The organism is Kitasatospora sp. NPDC097643, from assembly GCF_040302625.1.
Classification (GTDB): domain Bacteria; phylum Actinomycetota; class Actinomycetes; order Streptomycetales; family Streptomycetaceae; genus Kitasatospora.
Genome location: NZ_JBEOSA010000074.1, coordinates 16,888 through 35,882, shown reverse-complemented (window position 1 = coordinate 35,882; position 18,995 = coordinate 16,888). Strand labels below are relative to the sequence as shown.

At 72.2% G+C, this 18,995-nt stretch carries 11 protein-coding genes and 1 pseudogene; 6 read left to right on the top strand and 6 right to left on the bottom strand.

The annotated features are described in order from the left end of the window. The first annotated feature begins 7 nt into the window (after window positions 1-7). The 4 genes from ABTY15_RS33620 to ABTY15_RS33605 all read left to right on the top strand — a co-directional run bounded on the left by ABTY15_RS33620 (window position 8) and on the right by ABTY15_RS33605 (window position 5,816). Window positions 8-937 (top strand): carbohydrate ABC transporter permease, encoded by a 930-nt coding sequence (locus ABTY15_RS33620; RefSeq protein ID WP_502893651.1) that lies wholly within the window; start codon window positions 8-10, stop codon window positions 935-937. Continuing rightward, window positions 937-1,755 (top strand): carbohydrate ABC transporter permease, encoded by an 819-nt coding sequence (locus tag ABTY15_RS33615; protein ID WP_350604120.1) that lies wholly within the window; start codon window positions 937-939, stop codon window positions 1,753-1,755. Before ABTY15_RS33620 ends, ABTY15_RS33615 begins: the two co-directional genes overlap by 1 nt. Continuing rightward, window positions 1,752-4,154: a beta-xylosidase/alpha-l-arabinosidase gene (locus ABTY15_RS33610; RefSeq protein ID WP_502893650.1), complete on the top strand. Its 2,403-nt coding sequence runs from the start codon at window positions 1,752-1,754 to the stop codon at window positions 4,152-4,154. Before ABTY15_RS33615 ends, ABTY15_RS33610 begins: the two co-directional genes overlap by 4 nt. A 144-nt stretch (window positions 4,155-4,298) precedes the next feature. Beyond that, window positions 4,299-5,816, top strand: coding sequence for an RICIN domain-containing protein (locus ABTY15_RS33605; protein WP_350604116.1), 1,518 nt, complete (start codon window positions 4,299-4,301; stop codon window positions 5,814-5,816). A 91-nt stretch (window positions 5,817-5,907) separates the two neighbouring features. Here ABTY15_RS33605 and ABTY15_RS33600 read toward each other — a convergent pair whose 3' ends face one another. Continuing rightward, complete coding sequence (locus tag ABTY15_RS33600; protein WP_350604114.1) at window positions 5,908-7,566, bottom strand: allantoin permease; 1,659 nt, start codon at window positions 7,564-7,566, stop codon at window positions 5,908-5,910. Window positions 7,567-7,750: 184 nt separating this feature from the next. Here ABTY15_RS33600 and ABTY15_RS33595 point away from each other — a divergent pair, with 184 nt between their 5' ends. Further along, window positions 7,751-9,163 carry a glycosyl hydrolase family 95 catalytic domain-containing protein gene (locus ABTY15_RS33595; RefSeq protein WP_350604111.1) on the top strand — a complete coding sequence of 471 codons (1,413 nt, stop codon included), beginning with the start codon at window positions 7,751-7,753 and terminating at the stop codon, window positions 9,161-9,163. A 209-nt stretch (window positions 9,164-9,372) separates the two neighbouring features. Here ABTY15_RS33595 and ABTY15_RS33590 read toward each other — a convergent pair whose 3' ends face one another. The 4 genes and pseudogenes from ABTY15_RS33590 to ABTY15_RS33575 all read right to left on the bottom strand — a co-directional run. After that, window positions 9,373-9,864 carry a universal stress protein gene (locus ABTY15_RS33590; protein WP_350604107.1) on the bottom strand — a complete coding sequence of 164 codons (492 nt, stop codon included), beginning with the start codon at window positions 9,862-9,864 and terminating at the stop codon, window positions 9,373-9,375. A gap of 5 nt (window positions 9,865-9,869) precedes the next feature. After that, window positions 9,870-11,126 carry an arsenic transporter gene (locus ABTY15_RS33585; protein ID WP_350604141.1) on the bottom strand — a complete coding sequence of 419 codons (1,257 nt, stop codon included), beginning with the start codon at window positions 11,124-11,126 and terminating at the stop codon, window positions 9,870-9,872. 198 nt (window positions 11,127-11,324) lie between these two features. Next, entirely contained in the window at window positions 11,325-12,746 is a 1,422-nt protein-coding gene (locus tag ABTY15_RS33580; protein WP_350604103.1) for a non-reducing end alpha-L-arabinofuranosidase family hydrolase, read from the bottom strand. A gap of 127 nt (window positions 12,747-12,873) precedes the next feature. Then, window positions 12,874-14,349: pseudogene (locus tag ABTY15_RS33575) on the bottom strand (glycoside hydrolase family 10 protein); the annotation flags it as partial. Window positions 14,350-14,927: 578 nt separating this feature from the next. Between ABTY15_RS33575 and ABTY15_RS33570 the strand changes: the two are divergent. Then, complete coding sequence (locus tag ABTY15_RS33570; protein WP_350604097.1) at window positions 14,928-16,271, top strand: extracellular catalytic domain type 1 short-chain-length polyhydroxyalkanoate depolymerase; 1,344 nt, start codon at window positions 14,928-14,930, stop codon at window positions 16,269-16,271. A gap of 68 nt (window positions 16,272-16,339) precedes the next feature. Here the strand turns inward: ABTY15_RS33570 and ABTY15_RS33565 are convergent, their stop codons facing one another. Beyond that, a complete protein-coding gene (locus ABTY15_RS33565) occupies window positions 16,340-18,571 on the bottom strand; it encodes a glycoside hydrolase family 9 protein (RefSeq protein ID WP_350604093.1) in 2,232 nt (743 codons plus the stop codon). Between the last annotated feature and the right edge of the window lie 424 nt (window positions 18,572-18,995).

The following is an 18,995-nucleotide window of genomic DNA, read 5'->3' as shown; positions in this document are numbered from 1 at the left end:
GACGACCATGACGCGCCGTGCGCGCCCCGGTACGACGACCACGGCGCGCCGTGCGCGCCCCGGCGCGGAGGCGACCCGCCCGGGCTTCGTCTGGGCGCTCCCCGCAGCAGTGTTCTTCCTGATGTTCGCGTTCACACCGCTGCTGCTGGTCGCCGTGCTCTCCTTCACCAGCTGGGACGGCATCGGCGAACCGCGCTTCAACGGCCTGGACAACTGGACCGCCCTGCTGCACGACCCGGTGATGCTCCAGTCCGTCTGGACCACCCTGCTGCTCACCGCCCTCGGCGTGGTGACCCAGACGCCGATCAGCATCCTGCTCGGCGTCTGGGCCGCCGGGCAGCAGCGCAACCGGGCCGTGCTCTCGGCCGTCTACTTCGTGCCGCTGCTGCTCTCGGCGACCGCCGTCTCGGTGGTCTGGCGGGCCGTCCTCGACCCCAACTTCGGCGTACCGGCCCAGCTCACCTGGCTCTTCGGCGACGGCAACCTGCTCGGCAGCAGGAGCGGTGCGATCGGCGTGCTGACCTTCGTCGGCGTGTGGCAGTTCACTCCGCTGCACGCGCTGATCTACCAGGGCGGCGCCCGGGCCATCCCCCAGGTGCTCTACCAGGCCGCGGCCGTCGACGGGGCGGGCCGGGTGCGGCAGTTCTTCCACATCACCCTGCCGCAGCTGCGCAACACCGTCATCACCTCGGTGATCCTCATGGTGGTCGGCGGCCTGACCACCTTCGACACGGTGCTCATCCTCACCCAGGGCGGCCCCGGCACGGACACCACCGTCACCGCGTACTACATGTACCAGAAGGCTTTCAAGGGCTTCGAGTTCGGCACCGGTTCGGCGATCGCGCTGGTCCTCGTGGTGGTCGCCACCCTGATCTCGCTCGCGGTGGTCCGGCTCTCCGGCTACGACCGGATGCGCGGCACGACGGAGGGCCTGTGATGCGCCGGCGCCCCAACGTCCTGGCCGGGTTCGGCTCCCTGATGTGGCTGCTGCTGGTCGGCCTGCCGCTGTACGTGCTGCTGATCGCCACCTTCCGCACCCGCGCCGACTACTCCACCGAGGGCCCGCTGAAGCCGCCCGCGCAGTGGACCCTGCGGAACTACCTGACCGACCTCTCGACCGGCTTCGGCCAGGACTTCCTCAACACCCTGACCGTCACCGCCGGCGTGGTCGCCATCGTGCTGCTCGTCGTCCCGCCGCTCGCCTACGCCATCGTGCGCGCCCGCGGCCGGGCGACCGGCTGGGTGTTCCGGCTGTTCCTGCTGGGCCTGGCGATCCCCGCCCAGGCGGTCATCGTGCCGATGTTCTACGTCATCAGCAAGACCGGCCTGTACGACCACCTGATCGGCGTCATCCTCCCGACCGCGGCCTTCTGCCTACCGGTCTGCACCCTGGTGCTGACGGGTGCGATGCGGGACATCAGCCCCGAGCTGTACGAGGCGATGGCGATGGACGGCGCCTCCCCGGCGCGGGTGTTCCGCCAGCTGGTGGTCCCGCTGTCCAAGGGCGGACTGTCCTCGATCACGGTCTTCGCCGCCCTCCAGGCCTGGAACGGCTTCCTCTTCCCGCTGATCCTCACCCAGTCCGAATCCACCAAGGTCATCACCCTCGGCCTGTACGAGTTCCAGACCGAACACGGCGTGGACGTGCCCGGACTGCTCAGCGCCGTGGTGCTGTCCATGCTCCCCGTCTTCATCGTCTACCTGTTCGCCCGCCGCGCCCTGGTCCAGGGCCTGACGGGGGTGGGAGGAAAGTGAACGACCACCGGTACCCCTGGCCGGCCCCCGCGTGGCGCGACACCACGCTCACCCCGGAGGCCAGGGCGGATGCCCTGATCGCCGTGATGACCCTGCGGGAGAAGACCGCCCAACTGGTCGGTGTCTGGGTCGGCGCCGACGCCGGCGGCGACGAAGTCGCCCCGCACCAGCACGACATGGCGCAGCCACCCGACCTCGACACCCTCCTGCCGTACGGGCTCGGCCAGCTGACCCGGCCGTTCGGCACCGCCCCGGTCGACCCGGCGGTCGGCGCGCTCTCGCTGCTGCGCACCCAGCAGCGGATCGCCGCCACCAACCGCTTCGGCATCCCGGCCCTGGCCCACGAGGAGTGCCTGGCCGGCTTCGCCGCCTGGGGAGCCACCGCGTACCCCGTACCGCTGTCCTGGGGCGCCGCCTTCAACCCGGAGCTGGTCCGGACGATGGCCGCCGCCATCGGCCGCGACCTGCGGTCCGTCGGCGTGCACCAGGGGCTCGCGCCGGTGCTCGACGTGGTCCGCGACGCCCGCTGGGGGCGGGTCGAGGAGACCATCGGCGAGGACCCCTACCTGGTCGGCACCATCGCCACCGCCTACGTCCAGGGCCTGGAGTCGGCCGGGGTCGTCGCCACCCTCAAGCACTTCGCGGGGTACTCCGCCTCCCGCGCCGGACGCAACCTCGCACCCGTCTCGATGGGGCCGCGCGAGCGCGCCGACGTCATCCTGCCGCCCTTCGAGATGGCCGTCCGGGAAGGCCGACCCCGCTCGGTCATGCCCGCCTACACCGACACCGACGGCCTCCCCTCCGCGGCCGACCAGGCCCTGCTCACCGGGCTGCTCCGGGACACCTGGGGGTTCACCGGCACGGTGGTCGCCGACTACTTCGGCATCGCCTTCCTCGCCACGCTGCACGGGGTGGCCGAGGGCCGGTCCGACGCCGCCGCACTGGCCCTGGCCGGGGGAGTCGACGTCGAACTGCCGACCGTCGACGCCTTCGGACAGCCGCTGTTCGACGCCGTCGTCGCGGGCACCGTGCCGGAGCGGCTGATCGACCGGGCGCTGCGCCGCGTGCTGATCCAGAAGGCCGAACTCGGGCTGCTGGACGCCGACTGGAGCCCCGTACCGGCCGCCCTCGCCGAGGTCGACCTGAGCCGACCGGCGGCGCTGCGCGGCCTGGTCGACCTGGACCGGCCCGGCAACCGCGCGCTCGCCACCGACCTCGCCGAGCAGGCCGTGGTGCTGCTGCGCAACGACGGGCTGCTGCCGCTGCGCGACCCCGCCCGGGTCGCGCTGATCGGCCCGAACGCCGACGAACCCACCGCCGTGCTCGGCTGCTACTCCTTCCCGGTGCACGTCGGAGGACAGCACCCCGAGACCCCGCTCGGCATCGAACTCCCCACCCTGCGCGAGGCGTTGGCGGCCGAGTTCGCCGGCAGCCGGCTGCGCACGGTGCGCGGCGTGACGGTCGACGGCGAGGACACCGCCGGCATCGCCGAAGCCGTCCGCGCCGCCCAGTGGGCCGATGTGGTGGTGCTCGCCCTCGGCGACCGGGCGGGGCTGTTCGGGCGCGGCACCAGCGGCGAGGGCTGTGACGCCGCCTCGCTCGAACTGCCCGGCCGGCAGCGGCAGTTGCTGGAGGCGGTACTGGACACCGGGGCGCCGGTGGTGGTCACCCTGCTGGCCGGGCGGCCGTACGCGCTCGGTCGCGCCGTCACCGAGGCGGCCGGGATCGTCCAGTGCTTCTTCCCCGGCGAGGCCGGGACGGAGGCGCTCGCCGGCGTGCTCAGCGGGCGGGTCAACCCGTCGGGGCGGCTGCCCGTCTCCGTCCCCGCCCACCCCGGGGTCCAGCCGTCCACGTACCTGGCCGCGCGGCTGGCCCAGGCCGGCGAGGTCTCCAGTAGCGATCCGACGCCCGCCTTCGGCTTCGGACACGGGCTCGGCTACAGCGAGTTCGCGTGGTCCGGCCCGGAGGTGCACAACGCCGAGACCGGCACCGACGGCGCGTTCCGGCTCGCCTTCGAGCTGCACAACACCGGTACGCGCACGGGCACCGAGGTGGTGCAGCTGTACCTCCACGACCCGGTGGCCGGCGTCGTCCAGCCCTTGCAACGGCTGGTCGGCTACCGCCGGATCCCGCTGGACGCCGGAGCGGGCTGCCGGGTGGAGCTGACCCTCCCCGCCGACCTGGCCTCCTTCACCGGCCGCGACGGCCGACGGATCGTCGAACCCGGCGCACTGGAACTGCGGATCTCCGCCTCCAGCACCGACCACCGGCTCACCGTGCCGCTGCGTCTCACCGGCCCGGCCCGCCCGCTCGACCACACCCGCCGACTGCACCCGACCCTCACCGTCCACGACCTCCCGTCGGCTGCTGCCCCGCGAGAGGAGATTCCGGTCAGCTGATCCGATGAATCACGCCTGCCGCCCGCTCCCGATCGGCCGAATTTGTCATGGCCCTGGACAATCACCCGACCTTTGGGCCTTAATCCATCCATGTCATGGACGCTTGCGGACGCTGAGACGCGCCCTCATGGAGAGGTGGAACCCTTGTCCCACAGTCGTTCACGCGACAGTCGGCCGACCGGCCGGTGGCGAACCGCGCTCGCCGGGCTGCTCGCCCTGGTCGGTGCCTTCGCGGGGGTGCTGCTGCCCACCGCCCAGGCCGAGGCGGCCGGGGCCGCGCCCGCCGCCGCGGCCCCGGTGCAATTCACCCCGGGAGCCACCCGCACCGACCAGAACGGCAACGCACTCCAGCTGCACGGGCTGGGCATCGTCAAGGTGGGGAAGACCTGGTACGGCTTCGGCGAGGACAAGACCGGCCAGACATCGGCGAACACCTCGTTCCAGGACATCCCCTGCTACACCTCCGACGACCTCGGCACCTGGACCTACCAGGGCGTGGCACTGGCGAAGCAGAGCGCTGGCGATCTGGGAGCGAACCGGATCGTCGAGCGGCCGAAGGTCATCCACAACGCGTCGACCGGCCTGTACGTGATGTACGTGCACATCGACAGCGCCGACTACTCGGAGGCGAAGGCCGGCGTGGCCACCAGCAGCACCCCCTGCGGCCCGTACGTCTACCGGGGCAGCTTCCGGCCGCTCGGCAACGTCAGCCGTGACCTGGGCCTGTTCCAGGAATCCGACGGCACCGCCTACCTGCTGACGGAGGACCGCAACAACGGCGGCCTGCGGATCGACCGGCTCTCCGCCGACTACCTCTCGGTGGACAGCCCGGTCGCGCTCCTGGGCGGCGGCAGCATCGAGTCCCCGGCCATGGTGAAGGTGGACGGCACCTACTACCTGATGGGGTCCCACCTGTCGGGCTGGTACCTCAACGACAACGTCTACGCCACCGCCACCTCCCCGAGCGGCCCGTGGTCGTCCTGGCGGGACGTCGCCGCCCCCGGCACCAACACCTACGGGAGCCAGACGGCCAACATCATCACCGTCCAGGGCTCCTCGGGCAGCACCTACGTCTACGCGGGCGACCGCTGGGACACCGGTGACCTGGGCGGCTCCAGACTGATCTGGCTCCCGCTGACCGTCAGGGGGACGACGCTGAACCTCGGCCAGTACCCCACCTGGTCCCTCGACACCTCCGCGGGCACCTGGTCGGCCGGCGGCGGGATCCCCTCCGCCGGCACCTACACCCTGGCCAACGGGGCGAGTTCGATGTTCCTGGACGTGTCCGGTGCCTCCGCCTCAGCCGGAGCCGCGGCCATCCAGTGGCCGTCGACCGGCGGTGCCAACCAGAAGTGGAAGCTCACCAGGGTGGCGGACAACGTCTACACCCTGGCCAGCGTCAACAGCGGACTGTGCCTGGACGTCCCCGGCTACTCGACCGCCACCGGAGTGCACCTCCAGCAGTGGACCTGCAACGGCGGCACCAACCAGCAGTGGGCCCTGGACCTCACCGGCAGCCCCACCGGCAGCACGTACGTGCTGGTCAACGTCGGCAGCGGCCTGACCATGGGCACCGGCGGCTCGACCGCGCAGGGAGCGGCGGTGGACCAGGAGACCGGCGGCAGCGCGAGCGCGGCCGCCGAGAGCTGGACCCTGGCCTGACCGACCGACCGACCGCCCGACAGCGGCGGGCCCGGCCGACGGCCGGGCCCGTCCGGCGTGGCGGCGCTCGACATGCCGCCGCTGTCCCGGGTCAGGCGGTGGTCGGCTGTGCAGGCAGCACGTGGTCGCCGACCTTGTCGGTACTCAGGCACAGCGAGCAGACGGCCGCTCCATGAGTGGCGCAGGCGGTCAGGTCTGGGCGCTCGTAGGGCTGGCGGCAGACGTGGCAGTCGAGGGTGACGGCACTGGGATTGCCCTCGGCGTCGAGCAGGGGCTCGTCGATGCCGTCGTCGGTGCGGCGCAGGTAGTACCTGCCCCTGGTGACGATCGCCATCAGCGGGGTGAGGACGAAGGCGATGACGGCGGCGGCCACGGGGGAGTACGGCTGGAGGGTGTCGCCCAGGGCGTGGAAGTACATGGCGATCGACAGGCCCGAGGCGGCGACGAAGGCCACCACACCGACCGGGTTGACGGCGTACAGCATCCCGCGGCGGAACTCGGGCTGGAGCGGGGAGAGCTTCAGCAGGTACTTGTTGATGCCGATGTCGGTGGCGACGGTGACGACCCAGGCGATCGCGCAGTTGGAGTAGAAGCCCAGGATGCTGTTGAGGAAGCTGAACATGTCGGCTTCCATCAGGGCGAGCGCGAAGCCGAGGTTGACCAGGACGAAGACCAGGCGGCCGGGGTAGTGCCTGGTGACGCGGGTGAAGGAGTTCGTCCAGGCCAGCGAGCCGGAGTAGGCGTTGGTGACGTTGATCTTGATCTGGCTGATCACGACGAGGGCCACGGCGAGCGGGATGACGAGCCAGGACGGCAGCATCGCGTCGAAGGCGCCCTTGAACTGCTGGATCGGCTCCGGGGCGGCGTCCGCGCCGACCTCGGCGATGACGTAGACGGCGAGGAAGACGCCGATGGCCTGCTTCAGGGCGCCGAGTACCACCCAGCCGGGGCCGGCCATGACGACGGCGGTCCACCAACTGCGCTTGTTTGCCTCGGTCCTGGGCGGCATGAAGCGCAGGTAGTCGATCTGCTCGCCGATCTGGGCGATCAGGGACAGGCAGACACCGGCGCCGAGGAGCACGGAGGAGGCGTTGATGCCGCCGTCGCCGTCGCTGCCGGGGTAGGAGAGGAAGCGGTCGACGGTGCCGGGGTCGGTGGCGATCAGGTAGACCAGCGGGGCGACCATCAGCACCAGCCAGACCGGTGTCGTCCACACCTGGAGCTTGCTGAGCGCCTTCATGCCGTAGATCACCAGCGGGATCACCATCAGTGTGGAGATCGCGTAGCCCAGCCACAGGGGCAGCCCGAGGCCGAGCTCGAGGCCCTGGGCCATGATCGAGCCTTCCAGGGCGAAGAAGATGAAGGTGAAGCTGGCGAAGATGACGCCGGTCAGCACCGAGCCGTAGTAGCCGAAGCCGGAGCCGCGGGTGATCAGGTCGAGGTCGATGTTGTAGCGGGCGCCGTAGTAGGCGAGCGGGAATCCGGTGACGAAGATGACCGCGGCGGCCAGGGCGATCGCCACGAGTGCGTTGCCGGTGCCGTGGGCCAGGCCGATGCCGGCGCCGATGGAGAAGTCCGCCATGTAGGCGATGCCGCCGAGCGCGGTGGTCGCCACGATCATGGGGGTCCAGCGGCGGTAGCTGCGGGGCGCGAAGCGGAGGGTGTAGTCCTCCAGGGTCTCCTTCGTCGCCTGGCTCTTCTCGGCGTCGGGTGGTGCGGCCGTCGTCAGACGTGACTCGGCGGTGCTCATGGTCAGCCCTTCCGGGGTGCTGGGTGCGGGTGCTGGGTGCAAGGTGCCGGGTGCGAGGTGTTGGGTGTGAGCGGACACGCTAGGAACCGCTTGTTTCCCGAAGCGTCCGCGCGGCGTGAACGGTTCGTTGCCGGAAGCTCACCGCCAATTGCCTTCGATTCACCGGGACTTCGATGCCAATTCGATGAATTTGAACGGGCACGTCAGCACCGGCGAGGGCGCGATCGACGTCACCGCCGCCGACGAAGCGGTGCTCCTGGTCGCCGTCGGCACCGGGTACCGGGACTGGCGCCGGCACCCCGAGGGCCCCGAAACGGCGCTCGACGAGGCACGCCGCTGCCTCGACCTCGTCGGCGGACAGGACTTCGACCAGCTGCGCACCGCCCACACGGCCGACCACCGGCGGCTCTTCGCCTACGGCCGCTACCTGCTCATCGCCTCCTCGCGCCCCGGCACCCAGCCCGCGAACCTCCAGGGAATCTGGAACAACGACGTCACCCCGCCCTGGAACTCCGACTGGACGTCGAACATCAACCTCCAGATGAACTACTGGCCCGCCGAGACGACCGGCCTGGCCGAGTGCCACGAGCCGCTGCTCGACCTGGTCACCGACCTCGCCGAGGCCGGGCGCTCCACCGCACGGGCCTACTACGACGCTCCGGGCTGGTGCTGCCACCACAACGTCGACCTCTGGCGCGCCACCAACCCCGTGCTGGGGGACCCGGTCTGGGCCCACTGGCCGATGGCCGGACCATGGCTGGCCGCCCACCTGTGGGACCACCACCTCTTCCACGGCGACCGCGCCTTCCTCGCCGACCGCGCCTACCCGGTGATGCGCGAGGCGGCCCGCTTCCTCACCCACCTGCTGGTCGAGGACACCGACGGCACCCTGGTGACCTGCCCGTCCACCTCACCCGAGCACCACTTCCGGCTGCCCGACGGCACCCTGGCCGCCGTCGACGCCGGCTGCACCATGGACCACTGGCTCGCCGCCGAACTGCTCGACAACACCGTCGCCGCAGCCCGCGAGCTCGGGATCGACCACGCGTTCGCGGTGGAACTGACGCGGGTGCGCGCCCGGCTGCGCCCCCCGGCCCTCGGGGCCGACGGCCGCCTGCTGGAGTGGCGGGACGACCTGCCCGAGGAGGACCCGGGTCACCGTCACCTCTCCCACCTCTACGGGCTCTACCCGGGCAGCGCCGTCGACCCGCTCGGCGACGACAGCTACCTCGACCCGGCCCGGCGCGCGCTGGGCCGCCGGCTGGAACACGGTGGCGGCGGCACCGGCTGGAGCCTCGCCTGGGTCGCCGCGCTCGCCGCCCGCCTGGGCGACGGCGCCCTCGCCGGGCAGGCCGTCGAGCGCCTGCTCGAAACCTCGATCGCCCCCAACCTCTTCGACCTGCACCCCCCGCAGCTCTTCCAGATCGACGGCAACTTCGGCATCACCGCCGCCATCGCCGAGGCACTGCTCCAGAGCCACAACGGCGTCCTGCGGCTGCTGCCCGCCCTGCCCCCGTCCTGGCCCTCCGGCGACGTCCACGGCCTGCGGGCCCGGGGCGGGCTCACCGTCGGCCTGAGCTGGCGCGGGGCCTGCTGACCGGGGCCGAACTGCGGGCCGACCGGGACACGACCGTCGAGCTGCGGCTGCCCGCGCGCGAAGGCCGGCCCGTCCTGACCGACCAGGAGGGCCGCCCGGTCGCGGACGCCACGGTCCCCGGCGACCCGCGCCGCCTGCGGGTCCACCTGCCGGCGGGCGGCCGGTACCGGCTCTCCTACCCGGACCCGGACACCGGGCACTGACGGAATCTACGGGTGGTCGGGCGGCGGGGGAGGGATCGTCGCGGTGTCAGGAGCCTGCTCCGGCCAGACCAGCAGCACGGGACAGGGCGCGTGGTCGACGACGAAGCGGGTCGCGGGGCCGAGGCTGTGCGGTCCGAGGCGGCTGCGGTCGCCGTCGCGCGCCAGGACGAGCAGCTCGGCGCCCTCGGCCGCCGCGACCACCTCGCGCTCGACGCGTCCGGTGCGCTCCACCCGGGCGCAGGGCCGGCCGAGGCGCTCGGCCGCGGCGTCCAGCAGGTGCCGGGCGGAGTCCGCCGCCAGGATCTCCACCCGGGTGCCGGGGTCCCGCTCGCGGTGGCCGCGGCCGAGCAGCCCGGCGAACGCGCCGTGCGCGACACCCGGCACCTCCTGCCCGCTGACGTGGAGCAGGACGATCTCCGCGCCCTGCGGCCCGTGCGCGCGGGCGGCGTCCACACAGGCGGGCCAGGTGCCTTCGGCGATCCAGACGACGACGGTCACGGGCGTCAGCCTCCGATGACTTGCAGGGATCCCCACAGTGCCACCACGGCGAGCGTCAGGGCAGCGGGCACCACGAGCAGCCCGAGCCGGGTGAACTCGCCCAGGCCGATGTCGGTGTCGTGCTCGCGGACGATGCGCCGCCAGAGCAGGGTGGCCAGGGACCCGGCGTAGGTGAGGTTGGGGCCGATGTTCACCCCGAGCAGCACCGCCAGGACCGCCCCGGCGCCGGACGGGACGGCCAACGGCAGCAGCACCAGGGTGGCGGGCAGGTTGTTGATGACGTTCGCCAGCACCGCCGCCAGCGCCGCCGTGCCGAGCAGCGCGGGCAGCGAGGTGCCGTCGGGGACGAGGTGGCCGAGCGCGGCGGCCAGCCCGTTGTCGACCACGGCCCGGACCACGATGCCCAGCGCCAGCACGAAGGCCAGGAACGGCACGGCGGCCGAGCGGACGATCGCGACCGGGGTGGTGCGGCGCCGGACCAGGGCCCGGACGGCGAGCGCGAGCGCGCCGGCCAGCGCCGCCCAGGCCGGATCGACACCGAGGACCGAGGTCAGGACGAACCCGGCGAGCGTGCAGGCGACGGTGACGAGGGCGAACAGCGGCATCTCCGGTGCCGTCACCTCGCCCGCGGCCGGGGCGCCCGCGTCCAGGTCGGCGGCGAAGAACCGGCGCAGTACCACGTACTCGACGGCGATGGCCGCCAGCCAGGGCAGCGCCATCAGCGCGGCGAACCGGGTGAAGCTCAGCCCGCTGGCGGCGAAGGCCAGCAGATTGGTGAGGTTGGAGACCGGCAGCAGCAGCGAGGCGGTGTTCGACAGGTGGGTGCAGGCGTAGACGTGCGGCTTGGGCCGGGCACCCAGCCGGGCCGCGGTCACGAACACCACCGGCGTCAGCAGCACCACGGTGGCGTCCAGGCTGAGGACCGCCGTGACCACCGAGGCGACCACGAACACCTGCGCCATCAGCCGCCGCGGACTCCCGGCGGACGTCCGGGCCATCCACGCCCCGCAGGCGCGGAACAGGCCCTCGTCGTCGCACAGCTGCGCCAGCACCAGGACCGCGGCGAGGAACCCGATCACCGGCCCGAGCCGCTCCGCCTCCGCCGCCGCGTGCGCCGGCGAGATCGCGCCGGTGGCGATCACCAGCCCGGCGGCGGGGACCGCGACCACGGCCTCCGGCCAGCCCCACGGCCGCACCACCGCACAGACCAGCACCAGCGCCAGCAATGCGATGGACAGCGCTTCCGCGAATGACGTACTCAGGGTCCTGCTCCTCGTGGGCGGTGGGGACGGCGCCCCCATCGAACCAGAACGTCCCAGGTCGCAGCACGTCGGGCGGGCCCGACCGGGCCCGGGAGCCGGCGTCCACCGGGCGGTAGGCGCCCCGGCCCCGGGCGGACGCGCGGGTGAACCCCGGCCGGTGTGCGGCCGGGGTTCACCGTCGGATCGGGTCCGCCGAGGTCAGTGTTGCAGGGTGAGGAGGCCCGGGCGCCAGGGGAACTGGTCGTAGGGGCCGGTCGCGGTGGGGGACTTGCCCTGGTAGAGGAGTTGCAGGTTGCAGGGGTCGATGGTCATGGTCTGGTCGGGGTTGTTGCGGACCAGGTCGCCGTGGCTGATGTCGTTGGTCCAGTTGGCGCCGCTGTTGGCCTTGCCGGCGAAGGGGTTGTTCTCGCTGGCGGCCTGCGGGGTCCAGGAGCCGTTGAGGCTGGTGGCGGTGAAGGAGCGGAAGTAGCGTCCGTTCGCGCCCATCGCCTCGACGATCATCAGGTACTGGTTCTGGTCCTTGACCTTGTAGACCTGCGGCGCCTCGAAGAGGTTGGCGGTCGAGTCGCTCATGACGGTCGTGTAGGACGAGCCGAAGTTGCCCGGGAAGTTCCCGATCGGCATGCTCGCCCGGTAGATGTTGCCGTTGTCACCGGCGAAGAACAGGTACATGTTCTGGCCGTCGGCGATCAGGGTCTGGTCGATCGGTCCGGTGCCGGAGTTGGGGATGCTGCCGGTGAACAGCGGCTGCGGCGCGGACCAGCCGTTGGGGTTCGTCGGGTCGTTCGAGGTGCGGTAGATGAACGGCCACTGGCCCCACTGGTACGCGAGCACCCAGATGTTCTTGGGCGCGAAGTAGAAGAGGGTGGGCGCCACGGCGGACTGGCTCATCCCGGTCTGCCCGGTGGAGGCCATGTCGGACCAGTTGGTGAACGGGCTGAACATCATCGAGCCGTACGAGGAGCCGTTCACGTTGGACGCGTAGACCAGGTGTTTGCCGTTGTAGACCACGTCGGTGAAGTCCTTCACCGAGGCCCAGCCGTTCGCCGGCTGTGCCAGCGCGCCCGTCGAGGACCACCGGTAGGTCGACGGCAGGGCGCAGGTGCCCGGGGGTGTCGTGGGGTTCGGCGACAGGCCGGTCCACTGCTGGTTCGCGGCGCCGGTGCACGGCTGGATCTGCACGGCCGTGGCGTTGGCCGTGCCCGCGACGCCCAGGCACAGTCCGGACTCGACACCGACGATGCTGCCGTCGGAGTTCACCCGCCACTGCTGGTTCGCCCCGCCGGTGCACGTCCAGATCTGCACCCGGGTGCCGGCCGTGGTGGCGTGGCCCGGAACGTCCAGGCACTTGCTGCCGTACACGGTCAGCTGGTTGCCGGACGTCAGCGTCCACTTCTGGTTGCTGCCGCCCCAGCAGTCGTAGATCTGCGTGGACGCGCCGTCGGTCTGACTGGCGTTCGCCACGTCGAGACAGCGGCCGGAAGGGACGCTGCGCAGTGCGCCGGTGGTGGCGGCCTGGGCGGGGCCGGCGACGAGCATCGCCGCCAGCGCCGCCACGGCCGCGACCAGGGCCGTGAGCAGCGCGGGCAACCGCCCGCGGCTCGGATTTCGGCTGTGCATGGGACCTCCTCAGGGTGGTGAAGGGGTGAGGCCGCGGCCCGGTTGTGAGCGCTCGCAACCCTCCCGGCGCGGGAAGGTGCGGGGCTGCGTCCGGTCCGGGGCGTGCAGGCGGGCGCGGCTCAGCTCACTTGAAGTTCCAGTGCTGGTTGGCACCGCCGGTGGAGTCCCCGATCTGGACGGGGGCGCCGTTTCCGGTCTGGCCGCCCGGGATCTCCAGGGCGCGGCCGCTGGCGGCATTGGTCAGGGTGTAGCTGCCGTCGCTGTTGCGGGCGGCCCGCCAGTGCTGGTTGGCGCCGCCGTTGGCGTCCCAGACCTGCATCCGCGTCCCGTTGCCGGTCTGGCCGCCCGGCTCGTCCAGGACGCGGCCGCTGGCGATGTTGGTCAGGGTGTAGGTGCCGTCACTGTTCTGGGTGGCGCGCCAGTGCTGGTTGGCGGCGGTGCCGTTGGCGTCCCAGACCTGGAGCTGGGTGCCGTTGCCGTTCTGCCCGGCGGGCTCGTCGAGGACGCGTCCAGCCGCTACGTCGGTGAGCGTGTACACGGCGCCGGAGACGATGCCCCCGCCCGGAGTGCCGCCGCTGCCGCTGTTGTTCAGGGTGGTGAGGACGGCGTTGTAGGCGGGCTTCCTGTTTCCGCTGCCGTCGAACAGCAGCGGGTTCTCGCCGCCGCGCCAGGAGTCGCTGTCGCGGATGCCCCAGACGGTGATGCCGGTGCAGCGGGCGACGTCGAGGCAGGACTGGACGGCGCTGGTGTAGGCGCTGGCGGGCGCCTGGGCGATGTCGAGCTCGGTGAGCTGGACGTCGATGCCGAGCGCGGCGAAGTTGGACAGCGTGGTCCGGAAGCCGGGCGGGGGGCCGCCGGCGCCGAAGTGGCTCTGGAAGCCGACGCAGTCGATGGGCACGCCGCGGGCCTTGAAGTCCTTGACCATGCCGTAGACGCCCTGCGTTTTGGCGTCCGTCCAGTTCTCGATGCTGTAGTCGTTGTAGCAGAGCTTGGCCGAGGGGTCGGTGTTGCGGGCTGTGCGGAAGGCCTCCTCGATGAAGCCGTTGCCCAGCACGTTCTGGAACACCGACCCGCGGTGCCGGCCGCTGCCGTCGTCGGCGAACGCCTCGTTGACCACGTCCCAGGCGTAGATCTTGCCCTTGTAGTGGGTCATCTCCTGGGTGATGTGGTTGTTCATCACGCTGCGCAGGGTGTTCGCGTCGTTGATCGACGAGACCCAGTTGGGCAGTTGGGAGTGCCAGACCAGGGTGTGGCCGCGCATCTTCTGGCCGTGCGCGGCGGCGTGGCCGACGATCGCGTCGGCCGGGCCGAAGTTGAACGAGCCGCGGGACGGCTCGACGGTGTCCCACTTCATCTCGTTCTCCGGGGTGATCATGGTGAACTCCCGGTCGAGGATGGCGGCGTACGTCGGGTCGCCGAGCCTTCCCGATGCCACCGCCGTGCCGAAGTAGCGGTTGCTGCCGGCCGCTGCCGCGCCGAGCGTGCTCGCCCCGGCGGCCTGGGCGGTGGGGCCCGCGGTGAGGACGGCGACCATGCCGACCGCCGTGCAGGCGGCCGGTGTCAGGACCTTGCGGAGACGGGTTTCCCCGTGGAGCCATGGCATGACGGATCGTTCTCCTTGGGTGGGGAGGAGAGAGTGCGCCGGGGCGGTGGGGCCAGGGCCTGTCCGGCGGATCTTGCCGGACAGGCCCTCCGGCCGGTCCGGCGGTCGTGCGGGGGCATGCCCCGCCAGGTCGTTCTCTGCCCGGCGGGGCATGCGGGGTGGGAGGCAGTCGAGGGGAAGGGGTGGGCGCCGGACCCTCGATCACTCCTGTTAGCGCTAACAATCCGAGCTGAACGTGGCGGCTCTCCACGTTCGCTCCGGTGAAATCTGTATCAGGCGCTGGGGGTTGTCAATACTCCGCGCAGCGGCCGGCCCGGCGCGACCCCGGACCCTCCGGGGGCACGGACGCCTCCCCGTCGCCGGTCCGGCCGGTAACTTTCACCGCGGGCGGCGGGATCTTCCCAGGCCCGGTCGACCGGAAGATCCCCAGCTGGGACGCCATGTGCCGGACCATCCAACCAGGGTCACCGGCCGGGTGGTTGGCGACAGGGACGGACCGGAGCGGGTAGCATCGGCCGCTCATCCGGGGTGGCGCCGGACCCTCCTCACGCTGTTGGCAGTCCCGACGGAGAGGTCCCATGTCCCGAACCCACTCATTCGCGTCCAGGCTGATCGGCGTCCTCGCCGTGCTAGCCCTCGCGCTCGGCCTGAACCTGCAGACGGCCCCCCGGGCCGCCGCCGCCTCGCTGACCCAGATCACGAACTTCGGCACCAACCCGACCGGCCTGGCGATGCACCTGTACGTACCGGCGGGCGTCAAGCCCAACCCGCCGATCCTGCTCGCCCTGCACGGCTGCCAGGGGAGCGGCCCCTACCTGTACTCGAGCACCGACTTCGCCGCGCTGGCCGACCGGTACGGCTTCCTCGTGGTCTACCCCTCGACGAACCCCGGCGGCAGCTGCTGGGACGTCTCCTCCGACCAGGCGCTGACCCGGGGCGGCGGCAGTGACCCGGTCGGGCTGATGTCGATGATCACCTACGCGGAGCAGCACTACGGCGGCAACCCCGACGCCGTGTACGTGACCGGGGAGTCCTCGGGCGCGATGATGACCAACGTGATGCTCGCCGACTACCCCGACGTGTTCAAGGCGGGCGCGGCGTTCATGGGAGTGCCCTACCACTGCTTCTACACGGGCACCGTACGCGGCTGGAACGGTCCCTGTGCCGGGGGCCAGGTCTCGCTGTCCGCGCAGCAGTGGGGCGACCTGGTGCGCCGTGCCGATCCCGGCTACACCGGCCCGCGGCCGCGCGTGCAGCTGTGGCACGGGACCGCCGACACCATCCTGAACCACAACAACCTCGGTGAGGAGGTCAAGCAGTGGACCGACGTCCTCGGCGTGAGCCAGACGCCGTCGGCCACCGACACCCCCGCCTCCGGCTGGACCCGCACCCGCTACAACAACGGCGCCGGCGCCACCCGGGTCGAGGCGTACAGCATTTCCGGCGCCGGCCACCAACTGCCGGTCCAGGGCTCGCGCATGGCCGCCGACGCCGTCCACTTCATGGGTCTGGACGCGGCCCCCTCCGGCGGCACGGCCGGCGCGCTGCGCGCGGTGGCCGCGGGCAAGTGCCTGACCGACCCGGGCACGGCGGCGGGCACCCAGCAGCAGATCGCCACCTGCAACGGCGCCGCGAACCAGATCTGGACCCGCACGCCGTCGAACCAGCTGACCGTGACCGTCGGCGGCAGCACCCTGTGCCTGGACGCCAGCGCCAGGGGCACCGCCAACGGCACCAAGGTGATCGCCTGGTCCTGCAACGGCCAGCCCAATCAGCAGTGGCAGGTGAACCCGAACGGCACGGTCACCGGCGTGCAGTCGGGGCTCTGCCTGGATGTGGCCGGGCTGGGGACCGCCGACGGCACGCCCGTCCAGCTGTGGAGTTGCAGCGGCGGCTCCAATCAGCAGTGGAAGCTGGGATGACACCGTGACGGCCCGGCCGCCGACCCGCAGGGCGCTTCCTCCTGCGGGCCGGCGGCCGGGGGCGGTGCTCAGGCGCAGTCGGCGCCGTTCAGGGTGAACCGGGCCGGTGCCGCGTTGGCGCCGGAGTACGTCGCCTGGAAGCCGAAGCTCGCGCTCGCGCCGGGTGTCAGGGTGCCGTTCCAGCCGGCGTCCCGCGCGGTCACGGTGGCGCCGGTCTGGGACACGGTCGCGTTCCAGGCGTTGGAGACCCGCTGGTCACCGGTGAAGCTCCAGCCCAGGGTCCAGCCGGAGACGGTCGAGGTACCGGTGTTCCGCACGGTCACCGTCGCGGTGAAGCCGTTGCCCCAGGAGTTCTCGACCCGGTACGCCACCGTGCAGGATGCTGCGGGCGGTTGCGGGGTCGGGCGCCGCTCGGCGGCGAACGCGGCGAGCCAGGCCAGCGAGGCGTTCCAGTTGATCGCCACCTCGTTGGTCGAGTACGACCCGATGTCGTCGACGTAGCAGGCGGCCGGTGCGCAGCCCGCCAGCCGGGCCTTGGCGACCGGGTCCTCCAGGGCGGCGTCCGGGCCGCCCGCGAAGGAGCCGGCCGGCGGGTGCGGCTGCGAGGCGTCGTTCTGGTGCGCCCAGAAGCGGTGGTGCTCGTTCTCCGAGGCGCGCGCGCCGTAGCCGCTCACGTAGGAGCGGTCCAGGGCGTTGCGGCCCAGCAGGTAGTCCATCGTCTCCAGCGCGCCGGTCCGGTAGCGGGCGGCGCCGGTCCGGTAGCGGGCGGCGCCGGTCAGCTCGTAGGCGACGGCCAGCACCATCGCGTTGTTGGCGACCGCGCTGTTCGATCCCCACACGTAGGCGTCGGCGGCGATCGGCACCGCGTAGCCCTGGCCGCCCATGGTGGACAGGTGGCCGTCGGCGGCGGAGACCAGCAGGCCGCGCAGCCGGGACACGTCGTCGGCGGGCAGCGGCACGCCGGGTACGGTGGCCAGGGTGATCCGGCCGAGCGTCGCGGTGCCGCCCCACCAGAATCCGTCCACCGGCCTGGTGTGCAGCGGGGAGGAGACGACCGCGTCCCGGTACTGCGACTCGCCGGTGGTGGCGAGGAGTTCGGCGGCCGCCCAGTAGAACTCGTCGGAGACGTCGGCGTCCTCGTACGCGCCGCCGCCGGTGCTGTCGGTGGCCGGGGCGAGGACGTTCGGGTTGGCCCTGGCCGCGGTCCAGGCGCGGCGGGCCGCGGCCAGGCAGCGGGCGGCGAAGGCGGCGTCGTACGGCGCGTAGACGCGGGCGCACTGGGCGGCGGTGGCGGCCAGGTTGAGCGTGGCGGCGGTCGACGGCCGGTGCAACTCGCGCTGCTGGTCGTCGAGATCGGGCCGGGTCGGCAGGCCGGTCCACTGCGCGTCGTGGATCTTGTGGAAGGCCATCCCGGCCATCGGCCTACCGTCCGGGACCTGCATCCGCAACAGGAAGTCCAGCTCCCAGCGGGCCTCGTCCAACACGTCCGGTACCCCGTTGCCGCGCTCGGGCACGCGCAGCGTGGAGTCGCCGAGGGCCGCGTCGCCGCCCGAACGGCGGGCCCGTTCGAAGGAGTTGACCAGCTCCCAGGTCGCGATGCCGCCGTTGACCACGTACTTGCCCTGGTCGCCGGCGTCGTACCAGCCACCGCGGACGTCCAGCCGGTAGTCGCACACCCCGGCCTGGCAGGGCACGCTGGTGTCGCCCTTGTTCGGCGCCACCCCCAGGTGGCCGGCGGGGCGGGCGTACGCGCTGCCGCCCGCGAGGGCCGCGTCGATCGCGATGCCGCTGCGCTGCTGGTAGAAGAAGTTCAGGCTGTCGGCGCGCAGCCCGTCGTACAGCGACGGCGAGATGTCGAACGGGTGGCTGGCCGCGCCGCCGACCACCAGGGTGAAGCCGGTACCGGTGCCGGTGTACGCGCCGAAGTCCACCAGGTGGGTGGACTGGCCGGACGCCTGGTCGGCGCCGTGCACGGTGCTGGTGCCGGTCGCGACCTGCGCGCCGGAGGCGTCGCGCAGCTGCCAGGCGAGCGGGGTGGTCGCCGGGCTGACCACGGTGGCCCGCTTGGGGCCGTCCGGGAGGTAGCCGAGCTGGTTGACCCGGACGGGGAAGTCGGCGGCCGCGCCGACGGTGGCGGGGCTGAGGACGGCCGCGCCGACGGCGGCGGGGTTGACCGTGGCGGCGCCGGCGGCGGCCGGGGCGAACGCGGTGGCGGTGACGCCGGCGGCGGCCAGGGCCAGGCCGGTCAGTACGGCGGCGGCGCGCCGGGGCAGCCCGCGGCCGGAGAGGGCGGGAGGCATGGGTGGGGCCTTCCTTCGGTGGGGGGAGATGCAGGGGTGTGTACCCGGGATGGAACTGGGAGCGCTCCCAACCGTCCATGAAGCCAGCCTGCTTGGTGGTACGTCAAGATGTGACGTGCAAGCCTGAGTTGACGATCGCGGAAGAGCGGCGGTGCGCGGAGCGCGCGTCGGCCAGGGGCGTCGCGCGGGACCGGTGCTGCGGCGCGGGACCGGTCAAGGGGCGGTCAAGATTGGATAACGGGCGGTGACTTGGCTTGTCGGCCATGATTGTTAGCGTTAACAATCTCCCTCGAACGAAACGGCGCCGCCACACCGCGTTCACGCGGACGAGATGGTGCGCCTTCCCCGGTCGTCCCGCCCTTGACTCCCCCGTGAACGCCGGCCGGCCCCGCCGTCCGTGTGATCGTCGAGTCCGAGAGGAAGT